The organism is Clostridiales bacterium (genome assembly GCA_030016385.1).
Taxonomy (GTDB): Bacteria; Bacillota; Clostridia; order Clostridiales; family Oxobacteraceae; genus JASEJN01.
On the sequence record JASEJN010000023.1, the window covers coordinates 13,166 to 32,871 of the forward strand.

Annotated in this window: 17 protein-coding genes; 15 read left to right on the forward strand and 2 right to left on the reverse strand. The window is 38.6% G+C overall.

The window, feature by feature from the left end; translation table 11 throughout:
* Positions 1–39 precede the first annotated feature (39 nt).
* From plsX to rnc, 3 genes are all read left to right on the forward strand, one after another.
* Complete coding sequence (plsX, locus tag QME45_07205; GenBank protein ID MDI6618451.1) at positions 40–1,056, forward strand: phosphate acyltransferase PlsX; 1,017 nt, start codon at positions 40–42, stop codon at positions 1,054–1,056.
* Between the two features lie 332 nt (positions 1,057–1,388).
* Entirely contained in the window at positions 1,389–1,625 is a 237-nt protein-coding gene (acpP, locus tag QME45_07210) for an acyl carrier protein (GenBank protein ID MDI6618452.1), read from the forward strand.
* Between the two features lie 181 nt (positions 1,626–1,806).
* Positions 1,807–2,526 carry a ribonuclease III gene (gene rnc / locus QME45_07215; protein MDI6618453.1) on the forward strand — a complete coding sequence of 240 codons (720 nt, stop codon included), beginning with the start codon at positions 1,807–1,809 and terminating at the stop codon, positions 2,524–2,526.
* A 96-nt stretch (positions 2,527–2,622) separates the two neighbouring features.
* On the opposite strand, the gene QME45_07220 is transcribed toward rnc, so the two are convergent.
* Both QME45_07220 and QME45_07225 read right to left on the reverse strand, forming a co-directional pair.
* Positions 2,623–2,832: a helix-turn-helix transcriptional regulator gene (locus QME45_07220; GenBank protein MDI6618454.1), complete on the reverse strand. Its 210-nt coding sequence runs from the start codon at positions 2,830–2,832 to the stop codon at positions 2,623–2,625.
* 10 nt (positions 2,833–2,842) lie between these two features.
* Positions 2,843–3,322 (reverse strand): DUF2975 domain-containing protein, encoded by a 480-nt coding sequence (locus QME45_07225; protein MDI6618455.1) that lies wholly within the window; start codon positions 3,320–3,322, stop codon positions 2,843–2,845.
* A 235-nt stretch (positions 3,323–3,557) separates the two neighbouring features.
* Between QME45_07225 and QME45_07230 the strand changes: the two genes are divergently transcribed.
* From QME45_07230 to ffh, 12 genes are all read left to right on the forward strand, one after another.
* Positions 3,558–4,241 carry a GntR family transcriptional regulator gene (locus QME45_07230; GenBank protein ID MDI6618456.1) on the forward strand — a complete coding sequence of 228 codons (684 nt, stop codon included), beginning with the start codon at positions 3,558–3,560 and terminating at the stop codon, positions 4,239–4,241.
* A 691-nt stretch (positions 4,242–4,932) separates the two neighbouring features.
* The gene (locus QME45_07235) at positions 4,933–6,546 is read left to right on the forward strand and encodes a mannitol dehydrogenase family protein (GenBank protein MDI6618457.1); all 1,614 of its coding nucleotides are present in this window, start codon (positions 4,933–4,935) and stop codon (positions 6,544–6,546) included.
* 30 nt (positions 6,547–6,576) lie between these two features.
* The gene (uxuA, locus tag QME45_07240) at positions 6,577–7,653 is read left to right on the forward strand and encodes a mannonate dehydratase (protein ID MDI6618458.1); all 1,077 of its coding nucleotides are present in this window, start codon (positions 6,577–6,579) and stop codon (positions 7,651–7,653) included.
* A gap of 54 nt (positions 7,654–7,707) precedes the next feature.
* Positions 7,708–8,862 carry a Gfo/Idh/MocA family oxidoreductase gene (locus QME45_07245; GenBank protein ID MDI6618459.1) on the forward strand — a complete coding sequence of 385 codons (1,155 nt, stop codon included), beginning with the start codon at positions 7,708–7,710 and terminating at the stop codon, positions 8,860–8,862.
* 3 nt (positions 8,863–8,865) lie between these two features.
* Entirely contained in the window at positions 8,866–9,936 is a 1,071-nt protein-coding gene (locus QME45_07250) for a Gfo/Idh/MocA family oxidoreductase (protein ID MDI6618460.1), read from the forward strand.
* 425 nt (positions 9,937–10,361) lie between these two features.
* The gene (gene smc / locus QME45_07255) at positions 10,362–13,931 is read left to right on the forward strand and encodes a chromosome segregation protein SMC (GenBank protein ID MDI6618461.1); all 3,570 of its coding nucleotides are present in this window, start codon (positions 10,362–10,364) and stop codon (positions 13,929–13,931) included.
* Between the two features lie 13 nt (positions 13,932–13,944).
* Positions 13,945–14,868, forward strand: a complete 924-nt coding sequence (gene ftsY, locus QME45_07260) for a signal recognition particle-docking protein FtsY (protein ID MDI6618462.1) — start codon at positions 13,945–13,947, stop codon at positions 14,866–14,868.
* Positions 14,869–15,155: 287 nt separating this feature from the next.
* Positions 15,156–16,445: an ATP-binding cassette domain-containing protein gene (locus tag QME45_07265; protein MDI6618463.1), complete on the forward strand. Its 1,290-nt coding sequence runs from the start codon at positions 15,156–15,158 to the stop codon at positions 16,443–16,445.
* Positions 16,442–16,753 carry a hypothetical protein gene (locus QME45_07270; protein ID MDI6618464.1) on the forward strand — a complete coding sequence of 104 codons (312 nt, stop codon included), beginning with the start codon at positions 16,442–16,444 and terminating at the stop codon, positions 16,751–16,753. The genes QME45_07265 and QME45_07270 overlap by 4 nt, the downstream gene beginning before the upstream one ends.
* Positions 16,754–16,830: 77 nt before the next feature.
* Entirely contained in the window at positions 16,831–17,877 is a 1,047-nt protein-coding gene (locus tag QME45_07275; GenBank protein ID MDI6618465.1) for a hypothetical protein, read from the forward strand.
* Between the two features lie 135 nt (positions 17,878–18,012).
* Entirely contained in the window at positions 18,013–18,354 is a 342-nt protein-coding gene (locus tag QME45_07280; GenBank protein MDI6618466.1) for a putative DNA-binding protein, read from the forward strand.
* Positions 18,355–18,366: 12 nt separating this feature from the next.
* Complete coding sequence (gene ffh, locus QME45_07285; protein ID MDI6618467.1) at positions 18,367–19,704, forward strand: signal recognition particle protein; 1,338 nt, start codon at positions 18,367–18,369, stop codon at positions 19,702–19,704.
* Positions 19,705–19,706: the final 2 nt, after the last annotated feature.

A 19,706-nucleotide genomic window follows, 5' to 3' on the forward strand; every position in this document is an offset into this window, starting at 1 on the left:
AAATGCCCCAAACAGGCAATTAGGAAAGGAGGGACAACAATGAATATAGTAATTGATGGAATGGGAGGAGATAATGCGCCTTCTGCTATCGTCGAAGGATGTATTGATGCCGTCAGGGAATATGGCGTCAATATCATACTCGTAGGAGATAAAAGTGCAATAGAAAATGAGCTGTCGAAATATGAATATGATATTTCAAAAATACAGATTGTACATACTACCGAAGTTATAACAAATGATGAGGATCCTGCAATGGCTCCAAGAAGGAAAAAAGATTCTTCCCTATCCGTTGGAATGAAATTGGTGAAAGAAGGCAAGGGCGATGCTTTCATTTCAGCAGGCAGTACAGGCGCAATATTGTCTGGCGCAATCATGTATATAAAAAGAATAAAAGGTGTGAAAAGACCTGCATTAGCGCCTATTTTCCCTGGTAAAAACGGTTCATATATGATTTTAGACATAGGTGCAAATGTAGATTGTAAACCGGAATATTTAATGCAGTTTGCAATTATGGGTGCTATTTATTTTGAAAAAGTTTTAAAATTCAAGAATCCTAAAGTCGGACTTATAAATAACGGCGTTGAGGAAGAAAAGGGAAATGAACTTACAAAAGCCGTATACCAGCTGCTTAAAAAATCCGATCTCAATTTTATAGGAAATGTTGAACCGAGGGATATACCGAATGGTGATGTACAGGTCTTGGTATGCGACGGTTTTGTAGGCAATGCGATTTTGAAATTTTTCGAGGGTACCGCTTTCTTTATATTTGACAGTTTAAAAACCGAATTGATGAGTAATACTGTATCCAAATTTGCAGCGCTATTGTTAAAACCATCTTTTAAGAGGCTGAAGAAAAGATTTGACTTTACTGAAAGGGGTGGTGCTGCATTTCTGGGAGTCGATGGTGCTGTAATCAAGGCACATGGAAGCTCTAATGCAAAGGCGATCAAAAATGCCATAGGACAGGCAAAACTGTTTGTGGAAAATGACGTTACAGCACAAATAAAAGCCAGTATAAAGACAGACGATGATACCGGGCTTGACACTCAGATTTGATATCCAAAAGATGGAAGACCAGTGTTAACGGTGCTGCGGCATGGTTTGTCATGAAAATATGGCTTATAACCTCCCTGCCAAAATAAAAAATGAATATATGGATAAAATACCTTTGAAAAGCATGGATGTATATATTCTTCAAATATAAAATATACACCCGAAAAGCATTGGGACATTGAAAGATATCGCAAATTGTGCTACCATTTTAAGCCGTAAAGACTTAAATTATAAACCGGGCAGGTAATAAATATTGACGGCAGCATAGTTATGTAATATTATCATTATATAAAATTTCTTCCGAAAGATAAAGATTATGAAGGGAGGTGAATTTTATGGTATTTGATAAAGTAAAGGAGATAATTGTTGAACAATTAGGGGTAGATCCTGAAGATGTTACGACGGAATCATCATTTGTAGATGATTTAGGAGCTGACTCCCTTGATATAGTTGAACTTATTATGGCTTTAGAAGAGGAATTTGATATTGAAATACCTGATGAAGAGGCAGAAAAGTTCCCGACTGTCGGTAAAGTGGTTGATTATATCAAAGAACATACGGACAATGAATAAAATAATAAAGTCCCGGATAAAGTTTATTCGGGACTTTATTATTTGAAAACCATAGCAGTTGAAGCTTGCGGTATATTTTGAAATAAAAGGAGGCTATTGCATGTGCATTTTAGAGATTTGACGGATAGTTACGTGATACCGGCAAATAATATTCGCCAAATAATCTGGATACACAAATCACATGTTTAAAATATTGAATCCTAGAAAGATTGAATTTGAAGAATTTGAAAAGAAAATAGGATATGTTTTCAATAAAAAATATATATTAAATAGGGCATTGACCCACAGTTCTTATGCAAATCAAGCAGGCCTCAGCTACATAGAGCATAATGAAAGGCTCGAGTTTTTGGGAGATTCTGTATTAAGCCTTATTACAAGCGAATTTATATTTAATAAATATAAAAGAAAACCCGAAGGTAAACTGTCAAAAATCAGAGCTTGTATAGTTTGCGAGACCTCGTTATATGAAAGCGCCCAGAAAATAAACATCGGCAGGTATTTGCTCATGAGCAAGGGAGAGGAATTAACAGGGGGAAGAGATAGGACATCGATTCTTGCTGATGCATTTGAAGCCTTAATTGCCGCCATTTATTTGGATGGCGGTATTGAAAGCGCACGAAAGTTTATTTTTTTGCATCATCTTGATAATATAAAAGATATACGCAAAAACAAGAGGATAAAAGATTACAAGACTATTCTTCAGGAATACGTTCAGAAAGAAACCGATTCGAAAATTAGATACGAGCTGATAGATGAAATGGGTCCCGACCATGATAAGACTTTTTATGTGCAGGTGAGCATAAACGGCAATATTTCAGGCAAGGGAAATGGGAAGAGCAAGAAAGAGGCAGAGCAGGAAGCCGCAAAGGATGCATTAAAGCGTGTTCCTGCCAAAAAATGATTACCCGAAAGACAACTTTTAACCGGGTAAAAACAATGCTCAAATAATTCGGGTTAATCCTTATAGCTGCCATGTGGCAGGTTTTTAATCATGTTATTATTTTTTCCTGGAGAATTCCAGAATATCGCCGGGTTGGCAATCAAGTACATCGCATATTTTATCCAGCGTAGAAAAGCGAATGGCTTTTGCCTTCCCGTTTTTTAAAATAGACAAATTTGACATCGTAATTCCAACCTTTTCAGATAACTCCGTAACGCTCATTTTTCTGATTGCCAGCATAACATCGAGATTAACTATAATTGCCATATTCACCACCTCATATCGTCAGATCGTTTTCTTGCTTTAAGGCGCTTGCCTTTTCAACAAGATGTGAAAGTGCAGCGGACGTGACAGAAATCGAAATACTGATAAAGATGATAAGAACCGCAATCAGTAAAATGCCGGGATGAAGCATATTCAACGCCATAAGTGTTATTATAGCCGCCAGGTAAAATATACATTCGCATAATGCTAATTTGCTGATGGACTTAAGCCTTTTAGCATTTTGATCGCAGAAGGAATTATCGTTTGAAATATCACATGATATAAGCCATGATTCCCAGAGTGCCATATATAAAGGAACAGCGGTAATCCAGATAAAAATTAAAGAAGGCCATAACATAAATTTAAGTTCCGGGTTTGCTGATGCCGCATCGCTGCCTAGCAAAGGCGCAATCAGCCCACATAAGAACAAACCGATAAAAGCAGAGATAATTATGATGCATTTAAGCCACTTTGCCAATTCCGATTGTTTCATATTATCTATCATCTCCCTACGGGAAATATTATATGCCGATTACTAATAAAACTCAATATAAATTTATTGATATTCAATAAATTTATATTGAACTCAGAAGAGTATTCTTTAAATATAAAATATTCACAAATTTATTTCTATAATACTTGACAAGACGTTATCAGTATGCTAGTATACAAGATGGATGTTAAATTAATAGATACTAAATTATTTTATTTCAAAGGAAAAATTACAAATGAATGTAGAATTATTAGAAAAAAATTCATCAGAGTCGATAGGAGATTATACCTACAGAACTGTAAGAAAAAACATTATTGACCTTAATCTTAAACCCGGAGAAGCCATTACTGAAAATGAGATCGTAAATATACTCAATATAAGCAGAACTCCGATCAGAGAAACTTTTGCTAAACTTGTCAGAGAAGAATTGGTGGAAATATACCCTCAAAAGGGAACATTTGTGTCGCTTATAGATTTAGAACGTGTTGAGGAAGCAAAATTCATGAGATTAAATTTGGAAAGAGCCGCTATGAAATTAGCATGTAAATATTTTCCCGACGATGTATTATTCGATCTAGAATCAAATTTTAATCAGCAGGAATTCTGCTTGAGCAAAAAAAATTATATACTGATATTTGATCTGGATAATGAAATGCACAGGCTTATTTTCAAAGGCTGCAGCAAAGAAAGGGTTTGGTCCTCGATACATTATTTAAATGGCGATTTCGATCGATTGAGAGTGCTCAGGCTTTCATCCAACCTTGACTGGAATAAAATCATCAACCATCACAGGAATATAATAAAGGCAATAAAGGAAAAGAATTGCGAGCTGGGTATAAAAACAATGGAAGAACATTTAACACTGGTTGATTCGGATAAAAAAGAACTAAAAGGTAAATATCCTGAATATTTTAGATAATATTCAGGTAAAAAGGTTGCCGCGAAATTCAAAAAAGCTATTTTTTTAATATATTATGAGCCATACTATTATTCAATACCAAATTCTGCAGATGCAAAATACAACGCGGCGCTTACTAGTTTATCAACCCAAATGCTTGCAAAGTTGATTACAGCTAAACCATCTGATGTAGACAGCTTGTATAAAAAATTGGTTTCACAGTATATGACACAGGGTGGACAGGCGGTTTATGATGAGTATGTAAAAAATTATAAGACTCAGAATAATAAATAATTAATTAACTGATAGTATAGAAATTGCCTTATTATACTGACGGCTTGTTGAACCGATATGAATTAATTGTGATTAATCTTTGCAAAAATGCAAGAGGGGCATGCCTGTCATGGGCATGTCCCTCTTGTGCTTATTTAGTATTAGTTTAAGTATAGTTCAGTAATTTTTCCTATTAAACCGTACTCTTTGTCAGGTCCCCTTTATTTAACTAACGATTATTTTTTTTGATTTTTAAACGACTGTTAATTTTGCAGCGAATTTATTTTTTATATTGGATGGAATAATATTCTTCAAATAATCTTAATGCACTCTGCAACTTTTTTCATATCACTTGACAAGATATTACAAGTATGCTAGTATACAAGACAGATAATGGATTATATTACTCTCCGGCATTTATGAAAGGAAGAAGTGTTTCATGCTAAGCTTAAATAGGAAAGAATTAAAAAATGTGAATTTGTGGAAGCAGGCAGGTATAGAATTGCCTGAATTCGACTATGGGAAGATGGTGGACAAAACATTTAAAAATCCTGCGTGGGTGCATTTTGGCGCAGGCAACATATTCAGAGGCTTTCCTGCCATGCTGCAGCAGATGCTCCTCGATTCGGGCAAAACAGATACCGGCGTTGTCGCTGCGGAAGCGTACGATTATGAGATTATAGACAGGATATACAGGCCTTATGATAATTTAAGCCTTCTGGTAACTATGAATCCTGACGGAACGCTGGATAAAAATGTTGTAGGAAGCATAAATGAAAGCCTTGTATGCGATACATCAAGGGAAAGCGATTGGAAGCGATTGATGGATATATTTACAAATCCTTCACTGCAGATGGTAAGTTTCACGATAACGGAAAAGGGATACAATCTGAAAAAAATTTCCGGAGATTATTCTGACGATGTAATGGAAGATACGTCAAAGGGGCCAAACCATCCTAAAAGTGTAATGGCAAAGGTTGCATCCCTTGCTTATGCCAGGTTTAAGAAGGAAAGGCTTCCAATTGCTTTTGTAAGTATGGACAATTTCTCTCATAATGGGGAAAAGCTATACAGTTCCATAAATACAATTGCAAAGATGTGGGTTGAAAACGGATTGGTAGAGGGTGGATTCCTTGATTACATAAATAATCCCGATAAAGTATCTTTTCCATGGAGCATGATAGATAAAATAACTCCAAGACCCTCTGCGGACGTTAAAAGGAAACTGAACATGGATGGCTTTGGAAGCACCGATATTATATGCACATCAAAAAATACGTATATAGCTCCATTTGTAAATACGGAAAAACCGCAGTACCTGGTGATAGAGGACAAGTTCCCCAACGGCCGCATGCCGCTGGAAATGGCAGGAGTATATTTTACCGACAGGGAAACGGTAGAAAAGGTTGAAATGATGAAGGTTTGTACATGCCTAAACCCTCTCCATACGGCTCTTGCGATTTTTGGATGCCTGCTCGGCTATAAATCCATAGCTGATGAAATGAAGGATGATTGCTTGAAAAAGCTTGTTAAAAAAATAGGTTATGAAGAGGGAATGCCTGTTGTTGTAAATCCGGGGATACTGAATCCTAGAGATTTTATAAAGGAAGTGATTGAAGTCAGGCTGCCAAACCCTTATATACCTGATACACCTCAAAGAATCGCATCCGACACGTCGCAGAAGATCGGCATAAGGTTTGGAGAAACAATAAAGGCATATTGCGAAAGGTCTGATTTAGATGCAGGAAGACTTCAATATATCCCCCTTACTATAGCAGGGTGGTGCAGGTATCTTATGGGTATAGACGACAATGGAAATAAAATGGCATTAAGCCCGGATCCTCTTTTACCTACATTAAAGAAGTTATTTTACAGGATAAAAATAGGTGATGTAGTTTTAAAAGGCAGCTTAAGACCGTTGCTATCAAACAAATCGATATTTGGAATAAATCTCTATGATGCCGGATTGGGTGAAAAGGTGGAGGGATACTTTAAAGAGTTGGTTTCAGGAAAAGGGGCCGTAAGATTTACATTGCAGAAATATTTAAATTAAAAGCAAATATATTAAAGAGAGATGATTAGCTTGAAGATGACATTTAGGTGGTTTGGTGAAAAAGATGACAGTGTTTCTCTGGAGCAAATAAGGCAGATACCTGGAGTTACCGGAGTCGTAGGTGCATTATATGACGTTCCGATTGGGGATGTTTGGCCCCTTGAAAAAATACTGAAATTAAAAAAGACCGTTGAATCATCCGGCCTCAAGTTGGAAGTAATAGAGAGTGTCAATGTACATGAGGATATAAAACTTGGTCTTCCATCCCGGGATAGATACATTGAAAACTATAAAGAGAGCATTAAAAATCTTGGCAAAGCCGGCATCAAAGTATTATGTTATAACTTCATGCCTGTTTTTGACTGGCTCAGGACGGATTTGGCGGAAAAGCTTCCTGACGGTTCCAGAGTACTTTCTTATGATGACAAAAAGGTAAAAAATACAGATCCAGTCAAACTTATCGAAGATATGGAGAAAGGTTCAAATGGGTTTGTGCTCCCCGGCTGGGAGCCGTACAGATTAAAGGAACTTAAAAAGGTGCTTGAACTATACAAGAATGTCGATGAAGAGAAATTATTTATGAATTTAAAATATTTTCTTGAAAGGATTATACCGGTATGTGAAGAATATGATGTGAAGATGGCTGTTCATCCGGATGATCCGGCATGGTCCGTTTTTGATCTGCCGAGGATTGTCACGAATAAAAGGAATATCGAAAGGCTCCTGAAACTTGTGGATAGCCCGTATAATGGTTTGACACTTTGCAGTGGTTCCTTAGGATGCAATCCGGAAAATAACATACCGGAGCTTATAAGGTATTTTGGCAGTATGGGCAGGATATATTTTGCGCATGTCAGAAATATAAAATTCATTGCAAAAAGGATTTTCAGGGAATCATCCCATCTTTCAAGTGATGGATCCTTTGACATGTTTGAAATAATGAAAGCATATTATGACATAGGATTTGATGGTTATATGCGTCCTGATCATGGCAGGATGATATGGAATGAAAAGGCGAGGCCGGGATATGGATTGTATGACAGGGCACTTGGAGCAACTTACTTGAACGGTCTGTGGGAAGCCATCAATAAAATGAGCAAATGCTGAAGCTAGCAGATATTTATATTTTATTAGTTTGCCTGTATGGAGGGTGATTTACAAATGGTAAATGTAGCTATAGTCGGAACAGGAAATATATCTCAAGCACATATAAAGTCGTATTTGCAGTTTAAAGACAGATGCAAGATTGTCGCTTTGGTAGATATTTATCCTGAAAAGGCGGAAGAGAAGAAAAAGAGATTCGGCCTTGTGGATGCAGATGTTTACGACGACCACAAAAAAATACTGGGAAGAGGCGATATCGATCTGGTGGACATATGCACTCCGCCATATGTACATGCTGAAATCGCAATAAACAGCTTAAATGCAGGGAAGAATGTGCTATGCGAAAAACCCATGGGAGCATCTCTTGGAGAATGCGATGCTATGATTGAAGCCTCCAAAAGAAATAACAAGCTCTTATCCATAATAGCCCAAAACCGTTATAGGACAGCTTTTATGAAATTAAAAAAAGTACTTGATTCGGGCATTGCCGGAGATGTCGTACATGTTCAGGTAGATTCACTATGGTGGAGGGGCCATAACTATTATGATCTATGGTGGAGAGGCACATGGGAAAAGGAAGGCGGAGGATGTACATTAAACCATGCTGTACACCATATAGACATGGTAGCATGGATGATGGGAATGCCTGAAGAGGTACAGGCTGTTATGAGCAACACATCCCATGACAATGCGGAAGTTGAAGATATATCGATCGCCATATTGAAATATAAAAGTGGGGCGCTGGGGCAGATAACAAGTTCTGTTGTACATCATGGGGAAGAACAGCAAGTCATATTTCAGTGCAAAAATGCAAGAATATCGGCTCCATGGAAAGTGTATGCTTCAACACAAAAATCAAATGGTTTCCCTGAAAGGAACGAAAAGCTTGAAAGGGAAATACAAGAATTATATGATAGCCTTCCGGAGGCAAAATATATCGGGCATGCAGCTCAGATAGATGATGTGCTGAACTATTTTGAAACCGGCAAAAAAGTTTTGGTATCTGCACAGGATGGCAAGAATGCCTTGGAGCTTATAACGGCCATATATAAATCCGCATCCGAAAGAAAACCTGTGAAACTTCCGCTGTTAAAGGACGATCCATTCTATACGGTTGGAGGAATACAGGCCAATGCACCACATTTCTATGAGAAGTCAAAAAGCATTAAAAATTTTGATAATGAAAATATAACATTGGGAAGAGAGGTATGATTTATGTCTAAAGAGAGCGGAATGAACTATGCACCAAAGGGAAAAACAAACAAAGTATGCAAGGAAGGGGAATTCGTTTTTGCTGCCATAGGATTGGACCACGGCCATATTTATGGCATGAGCAACGGCCTTGTGGAAGCAGGAGCCCAGTTAAAATGGGTTTATGACAAGGATCCTGCAAAAGTTGAAGCTTTTTGCAAAACTTATCCTGGAGTTAAAGCCGCCTGCTGTGAAGAGCAGATACTGGACGACAGATCCGTAAACTTGGTTGCAAGCGCTGCAATACCTTCAGACCGATGTGATGTAGGCCTTAGGGCAATGGATGCGGGAAAGGATTACTTTGCCGACAAACCTCCGATGACCACCTTTGAGCAGCTTGAAGCGGCAAAGGCAAAAGTCAAGGAAACAGGAAGAAAATATGGCGTGTACTTTGGAGAAAGACTCCATAACGAGAGCTCTGTATTTGCCGGACAATTAATTGAAAAGGGAGCAATAGGAAGGGTTATACAGGTTACCGGAATGGGACCGCACCGGATTGGAAAGGGAAGGCCCGACTGGTTCTATGAAAAGGACAAATTCGGGGGGATACTCTGCGATATAGGAAGCCATCAGCTTGAGCAATTTCTGTTTTATACAGGAGCAAAAGATGCTGCTGTACAGTTTTCAAGGGTTGCCAATTATAACCACAAAGACCATGAAAACTTCGAAGATTATGGAGATGTTTCATTAATCGGCGATAATGGCGCCACAGGGTATTTCAGGCTGGACTGGTTCACTCCCGACGGACTTGGTACCTGGGGCGACGGGCGTCTTTTTATACTGGGAACCGACGGCTACATAGAACTTCGTAAATATATCGATGTAGCCAGAAGCACATCGACAGATAATGTATACATGGTGGACAGAAAGGGAGAACATTTTTTTGAAGTGGCAGGCAAAGTTGGATTCCCATTCTTCGGAAAATTCATACTTGATTGCCTTAACAGAACGGAAAACGCCATGACGCAGGAACATGCATTTAAGGCTGTTGAGCTATGCCTGACAGCTCAAAAGAAGGCAATCAAAGTAGAATGATCAATCTCTATCGCAAATCTACAAAAGTTAATATACGATAAAATCGTAAGTTTTTATACAAGCCGGCATCTTTTTTCATATGGTGCCGGCTTTATTTTTAACAGACTCTATATACTTCGAGCTTAGCGATTGAAATAATATTCTTCAAATATAAAAACATGCGCTCTCATAAGACTCGAAAATTTTTTAATTTGACAATGCAATTATTAAAAATTAAAATTATATAATAACCGGTAAATATATAATTTATAACAGCCACGAATATTTTAAGGCTCGGGAGGTAGTATCATGAAGCGAAAGCACAGGGTATTGTTTACAAGAATCGTAAGCGTAATTCTGCTTATTATGCTGCTTGCTTCGATATTCGAATTGGGACTTCTTATGAGAAGATAGAGGGATTATAGCAATAGAGGGGTGCGGAGAATTTGTACTTAAAGAGGATAGAGATAAAAGGTTTCAAATCATTTGCGGACAAAATCGATATTGAACTCAATAAAGGCATAACAGGCATAATCGGCCCTAACGGAAGCGGAAAAAGCAACATATCGGATGCTGTAAAATGGGTGCTTGGGGAACAGAGCGCTAAAAATTTAAGAGGTATGAAGATGGAGGACGTAATATTTGCGGGAACTTCCACCAGAAAGCCCCTTGGTTTTGCTGAGGTTTCAATCACTGTTGACAATTCCGACGGATTGATACCCGTTGAGTATACGGAAATTACTGCAACCAGAAGGATGTATCGCTCAGGGGATAGCGAATACTTTATAAATGGTACAAGCTGCAGGTTAAAGGATATATCGGATGTTTTCATGGATACCGGAATAGGCAGGGATGGCTATTCCATAATAGGCCAGGGGAGGATAGACGAGATAATAAATGCCAGGGCTGATGAGAGAAGAGAGATATTTGAAGAAGCAGCCGGCATAGTTAAGTACAAAGTAAGAAAACAGGAAGCAGAAAGAAAACTTGAGAGCACAGAGCAGAATATAAACAGGATAAGAGACATCATAAACGAGCTTGAAAATCAGATAGAGCCGTTAAAGGTGCAATCCCACAAAGCCAAGGAATATCTTAACCTTAAAGAAAGCCTGAAGACTCTGGAACTTAATATATTTATAAGAAATGCAGACAGACTGAAGGATAAAATAAACAGTACCGCGGTACAGTCATCCCATATTGAGGATGAACTCCTGGAGAATAACCGAAATAATGCAAGACTCGAAGGGGATTACACGGACATCAGGCTGCACATGGAAGAGAATAGAAAAAATATTGAAAGTCTGCAAAATCAGATATATTCTTTCGGAAATGAGATTGAAAAGCTTTCCGGTCAAGCAGATGTATTGAATGAAAAATTGAAAAACAGCGGAAAAAATATATCCAGAATCGATTCGGAAATAGAATCGTTGAATACTGATATTGATAATATGAATATTCAGCTGGATGAAGTAAGCAAAAAAAAGAGTGCAATAGAAAGTGACCTTCAAAAAGAGCGGGACTTGCTCTTAAATAAAAACAGTGAATTTGAGAAGATAAGCAGTTCCATAAATGAAAAAGAAGAAAAGACTGAAAGCATCAAAACAGAAATAATAGAAATATTGAACCGACTATCTGATGTAAAAGGGTCAATCAATAGCCTGACTGCATTAAAAGATAACATAAAAAAAAGAAAGAGCCAGATATTGACGGAGAAAAGCAAGAAGCTTTCGATAAAAAATGAGACGGAAAACAGCTTGAAGGCTATAAATAATGAAGTAAAGCTGCATACTCTTGAAATAAACAAATTAAACGATGAAATCATACTCCTTGATAAAGAAAGATCGGATATATTAAATAAAAGAAAAATAATTGATAAAAATATATATGAGTTAAACAGCAGGATTCAATCCTGCAGGGCCAAGTATAACGTTTTAAAAAGCATGGAAAACGAATTTGAAGGGTACTCAAAGAGCGTAAAGGAAATAATGCGGCTAAAAAGTCACGATAAATCGTTAAACGCTGGCATTTGCGGAACTGTAGCAGAGCTTGTAGACGTGCAGAAAGAATATGAGATTGCCATCGAAGTATCGATAGGAGCATCTCTTCAAAATATAGTAACTGAAAATGAATATATCGCAAAGCATTGTATAGAATTTCTCAAAAAAAATAAATTCGGCAGGGCCACTTTTTTGCCTCTAACGACAGTGCAGGCAAGGAAAAGATATTCAAATTCTGAAAATATCAGACGCAGTGCGGGATTTATCGGTTTTGCAGATGAACTTATAAGATATAAAGACAGGTATAAAAATATTTTTTCAAGCCTCCTCGGCAGGGTAATCATTATGGATAATATCGACAAAGGGATAACCCTGGCTAAAAGAATCAATTATTCAACAAAAATAGTTACATTAGAGGGGGATATCATAAGCGCGGGAGGAGCATTCACAGGCGGGAGCACCAGATCTAAAACCGGAGGGATATTAAGCAGAAAAAGGGAAATAGATGAGCTAAAAAAGGATTTAAAAGAGCTTGAGGATTCCCTAGTGATATTAAACAGCCAGAGGGAATACTTAGATAAAAAGCAGCAGAGCAATGAAAAGAGCATTGAAGAAAAAGAGAGCGCCAAGCATTCTGAAAGTATTCTCCTTTCAACTGCATCGGGAAAAATAAAACTTCAAAACGCCGAACTCGAAAGGAACAAGCAGGACTATAACGATTTATGCATTGAGCTTTCACAGAACGAGGGCGAAAGCAAAGAGATTGAATCCAAAATAACCGAAGAAAAATTAAAATATCAGGAGCTTGATGATAGAAGCAGGTCACTATCTGAGAAAGCCCGAGCGGAACAGGCGCATATAAAGGATATATCGAGCGCAAGGGAAAAGATAATATCTGAAAATACATCCATTAAAATAAGGATAGCCCAGTTGGAGCAGACTCTTTCTTCATTCAATGAAAAAAGAGATGAAATAAAAAATAAGATCGATAAGTGTGAAAGCTCTGCATCAGCTAAAAGGAACGAAAAGGAAGAGGAAATAAAGCAAATAGAAAATATTAAATCTGAAATCGAAAAAACAGGTAAGACAATAGAAGATCTTACTAAGAGAAAGTCGCAGGATAATAAAAAACTGGAGTCTTTAAACAATGATAAGCAAAAAAATGCACTCATACTGCAGGAATCGGAAAAGAAGAAAAAAGAGTATGATGAGCTGTCAAAAACACTCCAGTCGGAAATTCATAAGATAGAAATGCAAAAGGCAAAATATGAAATGGAACTTGAAAATGCCCAGAATAAGATATGGGATGAATATGAACTGAGCTATGCCTCTGCAATGGAATATAAAACGGAGATGGCAGATTACGCCGGGAGTTTAAAGGATGCTCAGGCACTTAGGGAAAGGATAAAGGGCCTAGGAGAAGTAAATGTAGGCGCAATCGATGAATATATAAAAATTAAAGAGAGATACGAGTTTTTAAAAAAGCAGGAAGAGGACTTGATGGAAGCCAAAGAAGCCTTAAATGTATTGATATCGGAAATGACTGAAAAAATGAAGACTCAGTTTGTAAGCAACCTTAAAATAATAAATGAGAATTTCAATACTACATTTAAAAGTTTGTTCGGAGGCGGAAGAGCTGAAATTGTTTTAAGCGATAAGGATGAAATATTGTCAAGCGGAGTGGATATTATCGCCGAGCCTCCCGGCAAAAAGCTCCAGAGCTTGTCCCTTCTCTCAGGAGGAGAAAAAGCTCTTACGGCAATTGCGCTGCTGTTTGCAATATTGAAGATGAAACCATCGCCGTTTTGCATATTAGATGAGATCGAAGCGGCCCTGGATGATGCAAATGTAGCAAGATATGCCGAATTTTTAAGGGAATATTCAAAGAATACGCAGTTTATCATAGTTACTCATAGAAAAGGGACTATGGAGATATCTGATATGCTTTACGGCGTCACCATGGAGGAAAAGGGTGTCTCTAAATTGATTTCTATCAAATTGCCGGAGATGGCAGGTTAACGGGGTGGTATTAATGGACAAAAACGAAGGCTTTTTCAGAAAGCTTATATCAGGGCTTTCAAAGACAAGAGATTCGATCAGCAGCAGGATAGGGCAGGTTCTGAATTTGAGCGGGTCCATAAGCGATGATCTATATGATGAAATAGAAGAAATATTGATAACATCCGACATAGGAATAAAATCTACTGAGGAAATAACAAGCAGGCTAAGGGAAAAGGTGAGAACCGATAAAATAAAGGATCCTGCCGAGATAAAAAATGCGCTTAAGGAGATACTGACCGATATGCTTCAGGAAAACGATAGAGATGACAGAAATTTAAAGCTTCCGATGGTGGTGCTGGTAGTAGGAGTAAACGGTGTCGGCAAAACCACGACTATCGGAAAACTTGCAAAAAAGTATAAGGATGCGGGCATGTCGGTGCTTATCGCTGCAGCAGACACATTCAGGGCCGCCGCTATCGACCAGATATGCATATGGGGCAGCAGGGTGGGAGCGGATGTTATAAGGCAGCATGAAGGCTCGGATCCCGCTGCGGTAGTCTATGATGCCGTGCAATCCGCAAAGGCAAGGAAGACCGATGTATTGATATGCGATACGGCAGGGAGGCTTCACAATAAAAAGAACCTCATGGATGAATTGAAGAAGATAAACAGAGTAATAGACAGGGAATATGCTGATTCTTATAAAGAAACATTGCTTGTTTTAGATGCTACGACAGGCCAAAACGCAGTTATACAGGCAAGGGAATTTAAAGATGCCTGCGATGTTTCAGGCATTGCCTTAACTAAACTCGATGGTACTGCAAAGGGCGGCATAATAATCGCGATTAAAAATGAACTTGGCATCCCCGTAAAATATATAGGAGTCGGTGAAGGGATAGATGATTTGCAGGAGTTTGACAGCAGGAATTTTGTGAATGCACTTTTTGGGGATTGAATTTAATATATCGATGATTTATAAAATGGAAACCAGTAAATAGGGAAAATGGTTTCCATTTTATTTAAATGATTCCGATTCTGATTAAACATACCGGAGCATCAGAAGATACTGACCAGCTTGTAACAGTAATAACTGAATAAGCATTACAAAAGGTCCTGAAAAAATATTCAGGGCCTTTTGGAGGTGATGATATATGATAAAGCTTGAGGATATCAAGAAGATATACAATATGGGGAACAGCTTGATTACGGCGCTTGATATAAAGAAATTCGAGATAGCAAAGGGTGACTATATATCCGTCACGGGGCCGTCCGGCTCGGGAAAAACACCTTCCGTCTCAGCTTTCAGGCGGCGAACAGCAGAGGGTTGCAATTGCAAGGGCGCTCATAAACGATCCGCTGATACTGCTTATTTTTATGGAGTCCGACGAGGAATCTTACAGGGAATTGAATATAAGACTCTTTGGGGAAAAGAAGTACGAAGGTGAAATGGCAAAGACAAACATTTACAAGGAGAGGCTAAATGATATACCATTAATGTCATCAACTGAAAACACAATAAATATTGCTCAAATGGTAAAACCATTTTCACAGACATTGTTAAAGCTTACAAGCCAGGGTAGAAATATAGTGAAATATACAGGTGGTTCCACCAATGCAAGGGACGGCATATATTATCAGGCATCGGCGATAAAATATGAGGGGGACTTAAGCAGCCTGAAGGCCGTACCTGTTGGGATGAAGGGCGGCGTACCCGTGTTCAGGACAATGGAGAAAAAAGGGTATGAGCTTGAGGAAATAATACCAGATGATAACAAGGATAAAAAGGGGATAGCCTTTGGCATCATAGGCCATGTGAAGTTCAAGGATGCCGATGCGAAAAGGCTTACAGGCACTCCTCTTGGAATATACGGAGATTCCTATGTATATCAGGAAGAGGATGAAAACGGAACAAAAACAGGTAGAAAAGTCGACCCTACCATATACCCCGGAAGCTTTGTGCCTTCTGCACCTCATGCCTATACGACACTGGAGGCTGCTTCGCTTTTAAAGGGGAATAAGCCGATAGATGCCATAAGGGTTAAAGTGTCGGGGATTTCGAAATACGATGAAAATGCGGTGCGCAGGATAAAAAGGGCTGCAAAGGATATAAATGAAAGGACGGGGCTTCATGTTGATATAGTGGCAGGCTCTTCTACAAGAAATATATTGGTTACAATACCGGGATACAAAGAAGCAAAGGGAATAGGCAAAGTGCTCGAAAGGTGGACGACCCTTGGAACCGCCGCACAGGTTATGGGTATATGGAATACGGCAGGTGCCGTATTGATCGTGCTGTTTATCGCCGGGAGATTTTTATTTATTGTAAATCGGATAAGCTGCTCGCTTATAGCCAGAAAAAGGGAAATAGGAATAGTAATGGCCGTAGGATGGGATGATGGAAAGATAAGCATTGTATTATCGGCCGTATTGATTCCGTCAGGCGTTTTGCTTTCATGCATGGACTTTTTGTCAGTGCGAAAAACGAGCAAAAGAGCATCAAAATGGTACATATACAATCGGAAGGCGTTTTGAGAAAAAGTACAATCAAAAATTCATCGATGCCGAAAATGATAATAAACAATGTAATGTCGTACATGAAAAGGGCATGCCTTCTCGTCTTCCAGATAGCTCTTTCGGGAAGCCTTGCCATATTTACATGGCTGTCGATACAGGCTACTAGAAAATCGGTGGATTTCACGGCCCTTGGACATCATATCAATTTGAACTCTAAGGGGATGAGCCGTCTTATAATATTGGGCTCAGTGATACTTGTGGTGTTTTCCGTAATGGACAGGTTTGTTTCCATAGTCCTGGAGAGGAAAAAGGAAGAGGGATATTAAAGACAGTCGGATGGAGGGATATCGACGTCGCAAAGCTCATACTCGGTGAAGTTTTTATACTCAGCCTGTTAGGGACAGTGCTTGCATCCATATTTTCTATCGGGGCATACAGAGCCATATATGAATCATTTCCCGTAAGCGGTATAAAAATAATTTTAGTATTCATATCCCTTATATGCATCTGCCTTTTATCTGTGATGTATCCGCTGTATATAACCGTAAGGATATCGCCTGTGGAGGCTATAATGGACAGGGATATAAAGCAGTCACTAAAGGAGATATTCAATATCAAATGGATAGCTGCAGGTGTTTTGAGCGCTGCCATACTGGCTGCAGTCATAGCAGGTTCGGGTTACTATATACAAACCATCAGGGAATCTAAAGAGGCAAAAGCAGATACACTTTCAGTGGCCGGGGGAATAATTCAAAAAATCGATGAAGAAAGGATGATGGAAGATATAAAAGTCCTGACTTCAAATGGCAAGAGGATAGGAACCGGTCAGGATAAAGCAGGCGATTATATAGTATCGCGCCTTAAGGATGCTGGATATTCACCGGAAATAGATGAATTTTCATGCGGTGATGAGATAGGCATATCCGACGGGGATGGTATCAGGATTGAAGCTGGAGATAAGGAGTATGAGGCAAGAAGCATATCGATGGATTCAAAGCTTATCAAAGAGGACCAAAATGTGATAGAAGCTGATGCCACAGTATTCGGCAGGTCAGACATGAATGACTTTAAAGATAAAAGTTCCAATAAAGAAGCCCTTCAGCTCAGCGAATATGTAAGTATCGATAAGATCATGAAAAACATCGGATTTTTAGACAGGGATGTCCCTTATAATAACCTCGAGGCTTTAAACAAGGCAATGGTGACACCTGATGAAATGATGAAACTCGGGTTGGCTTTATCCCAAAAGCTCAAGCTTCCGTTTACGGTTGCAGGAAGGGACAATTACAGCGGATTTGCCTGCATCGATAATGAAACGAATTATTCGTATATATCTTCGTGGAACGAAAAAAGCGGGACAAACGACGATAAAATAGGCATAATCGATAAAAACCTGCTTAAAAAGCATACCGCCTTAATCTATGCCATTGCCGAAAAGTACAGGCATTAACAAGTTTAAAGATTGGAATAATATTCTTGAGATAAAATTCCCGCTGTTAAGTAAAAATACTTGACAGCGGGAATTTTATCTGATAATATCTATATATTGAATTTCAATAAGTTTATCTATATTTTCGGAGCCGATATGGTTGAAAAATTTTTTGAAGTAAATATGTTATATGATTTTTATGGCCAGTTGCTTACAGACAAGCAAAAAAATATTATTGAGCTGTATTATAACAACAACCTGTCGCTCGGTGAGATATCGGAAATCATAAATATATCGAGGCAGGGAGTATTTGATTTATTGAAGCGCAGCGAGAAGCAGCTTTATTATTATGAAAGCAAATTAAAGCTTGTGAAAAAATTCATGGACTATAGAAAAAAATTAAGCAAAGTTTATTCTTTGATGGATAATAAGAAAAATGATGCCGATATTGATAAAGCGAAAGCGTTATTAAATGAAATAATCAAAAATGATTTGTAGGAGGATTAGATTATGGCCTTTGAAAGTCTGACTGAAAAACTTCAGCAAACATTCAAAAAGTTAAAGGGAAAGGGAAAACTTAACGAAAAAGATGTAAAAGATGCCATGAGGGAAGTTAAGCTTGCCCTTCTGGAGGCAGATGTCAATTATAAGGTTGTCAGGGACCTCATAAATAATATAAGCAAAAGGGCCGTAGGCTCCGAAGTCATGGAAAGCTTGACGCCGGGACAGCAGGTAATTAAAATCGTCAATGATGAACTTGTTGCTCTTTTAGGATCAGACGAGAGCCATATTGATTTTTCTGAAACTCCTCCGACAAAGATAATGCTGGTTGGACTTCAGGGAGCGGGAAAAACAACAGTTGCAGGAAAGCTTGGTCAATATCTTGCAAAACATGGTAAAAATCCATTGCTTGTTGCCTGTGACATATATAGGCCGGCGGCAATAAAGCAGCTGCAGGTGGTCGGCTCGAAGGCAAATGTGCCTGTATTTGCGATGGGTGACAAAAGCAATCCTGCGGATATTGCAAAGGCATCGCTGAGTTTTGCAGAAAAAAACAAGAACGATACCGTCATTATAGACACTGCCGGAAGGCTGCATATTGATGATGAGATGATGTCCGAATTAATAGATATAAAGGCCAGGATAAAACCGGATGAAATATTGCTTGCAATCGATTCCATGACAGGGCAGGATGCAGTCAATGTAGCTGAGAGTTTTGACTCAAAGCTTAATATAACAGGTATTATACTGACAAAGCTCGATGGAGACAGCCGTGGCGGTGCTGCACTGTCCGTAAGGGCCGTAACCGGAAAACCCATCAAATTTGCGTCGGTTGGAGAAAAGCTTACGGATATCGAAGCATTTCATCCCGACAGGATGGCGTCAAGGGTACTTGGCATGGGCGATGTGTTAAGCCTGATAGAAAAAGCACAGGAATCGATAGATGAAAAAACTGCACAGGAGCTTTCAAATAAAATGATGAAACGCGGATTCACGTTTGATGATTTCCTGAGCCAGATGCAGCAGATAAAGAAGATGGGCTCCATTAATGATCTCGTATCATTGATACCCGGTATAGATAAATCGGCCATGAAGAATGTTAAGATAGATGAAAAGGATATGGCCCATGTCGAGGCGATAATAAAGTCTATGACAAAAGAGGAGAGAGGCAATCCTTCGCTTTTAAAAAGCGGCAGCAGGAGGAAGCGGATTGCCAGGGGGAGCGGTACTAAAATCCAAGACGTCAATAAAGTCATAAAGCAGTTTGAAGAAGGTCAAAAAATGATGAAGCAGATGTCTTCGATTATAAAGAATCCTAAAAGAGGGAAGTTTAAGCTTCCGTTTTAAAG

What these genes read in the sequence shown, in the direction of transcription:
- ffh (MDI6618467.1), top strand. Translation starts at nt 18,367, where the DNA reads ATGGCCTTTGAAAGTCTGACTGAAAAACTTCAGCAAACATTCAAAAAG.
- QME45_07220 (MDI6618454.1), bottom strand. Translation starts at nt 2,832, where the DNA reads ATGGCAATTATAGTTAATCTCGATGTTATGCTGGCAATCAGAAAAATG.
- ftsY (MDI6618462.1), top strand. Translation starts at nt 13,945, where the DNA reads ATGGACAAAAACGAAGGCTTTTTCAGAAAGCTTATATCAGGGCTTTCA.
- rnc (MDI6618453.1), top strand. Translation starts at nt 1,807, where the DNA reads ATGTTTAAAATATTGAATCCTAGAAAGATTGAATTTGAAGAATTTGAA.
- QME45_07225 (MDI6618455.1), bottom strand. Translation starts at nt 3,322, where the DNA reads ATGAAACAATCGGAATTGGCAAAGTGGCTTAAATGCATCATAATTATC.
- QME45_07245 (MDI6618459.1), top strand. Translation starts at nt 7,708, where the DNA reads ATGGTAAATGTAGCTATAGTCGGAACAGGAAATATATCTCAAGCACAT.
- QME45_07280 (MDI6618466.1), top strand. Translation starts at nt 18,013, where the DNA reads ATGGTTGAAAAATTTTTTGAAGTAAATATGTTATATGATTTTTATGGC.
- acpP (MDI6618452.1), top strand. Translation starts at nt 1,389, where the DNA reads ATGGTATTTGATAAAGTAAAGGAGATAATTGTTGAACAATTAGGGGTA.
- plsX (MDI6618451.1), top strand. Translation starts at nt 40, where the DNA reads ATGAATATAGTAATTGATGGAATGGGAGGAGATAATGCGCCTTCTGCT.
- QME45_07250 (MDI6618460.1), top strand. Translation starts at nt 8,866, where the DNA reads ATGTCTAAAGAGAGCGGAATGAACTATGCACCAAAGGGAAAAACAAAC.
- QME45_07235 (MDI6618457.1), top strand. Translation starts at nt 4,933, where the DNA reads ATGCTAAGCTTAAATAGGAAAGAATTAAAAAATGTGAATTTGTGGAAG.
- QME45_07230 (MDI6618456.1), top strand. Translation starts at nt 3,558, where the DNA reads ATGAATGTAGAATTATTAGAAAAAAATTCATCAGAGTCGATAGGAGAT.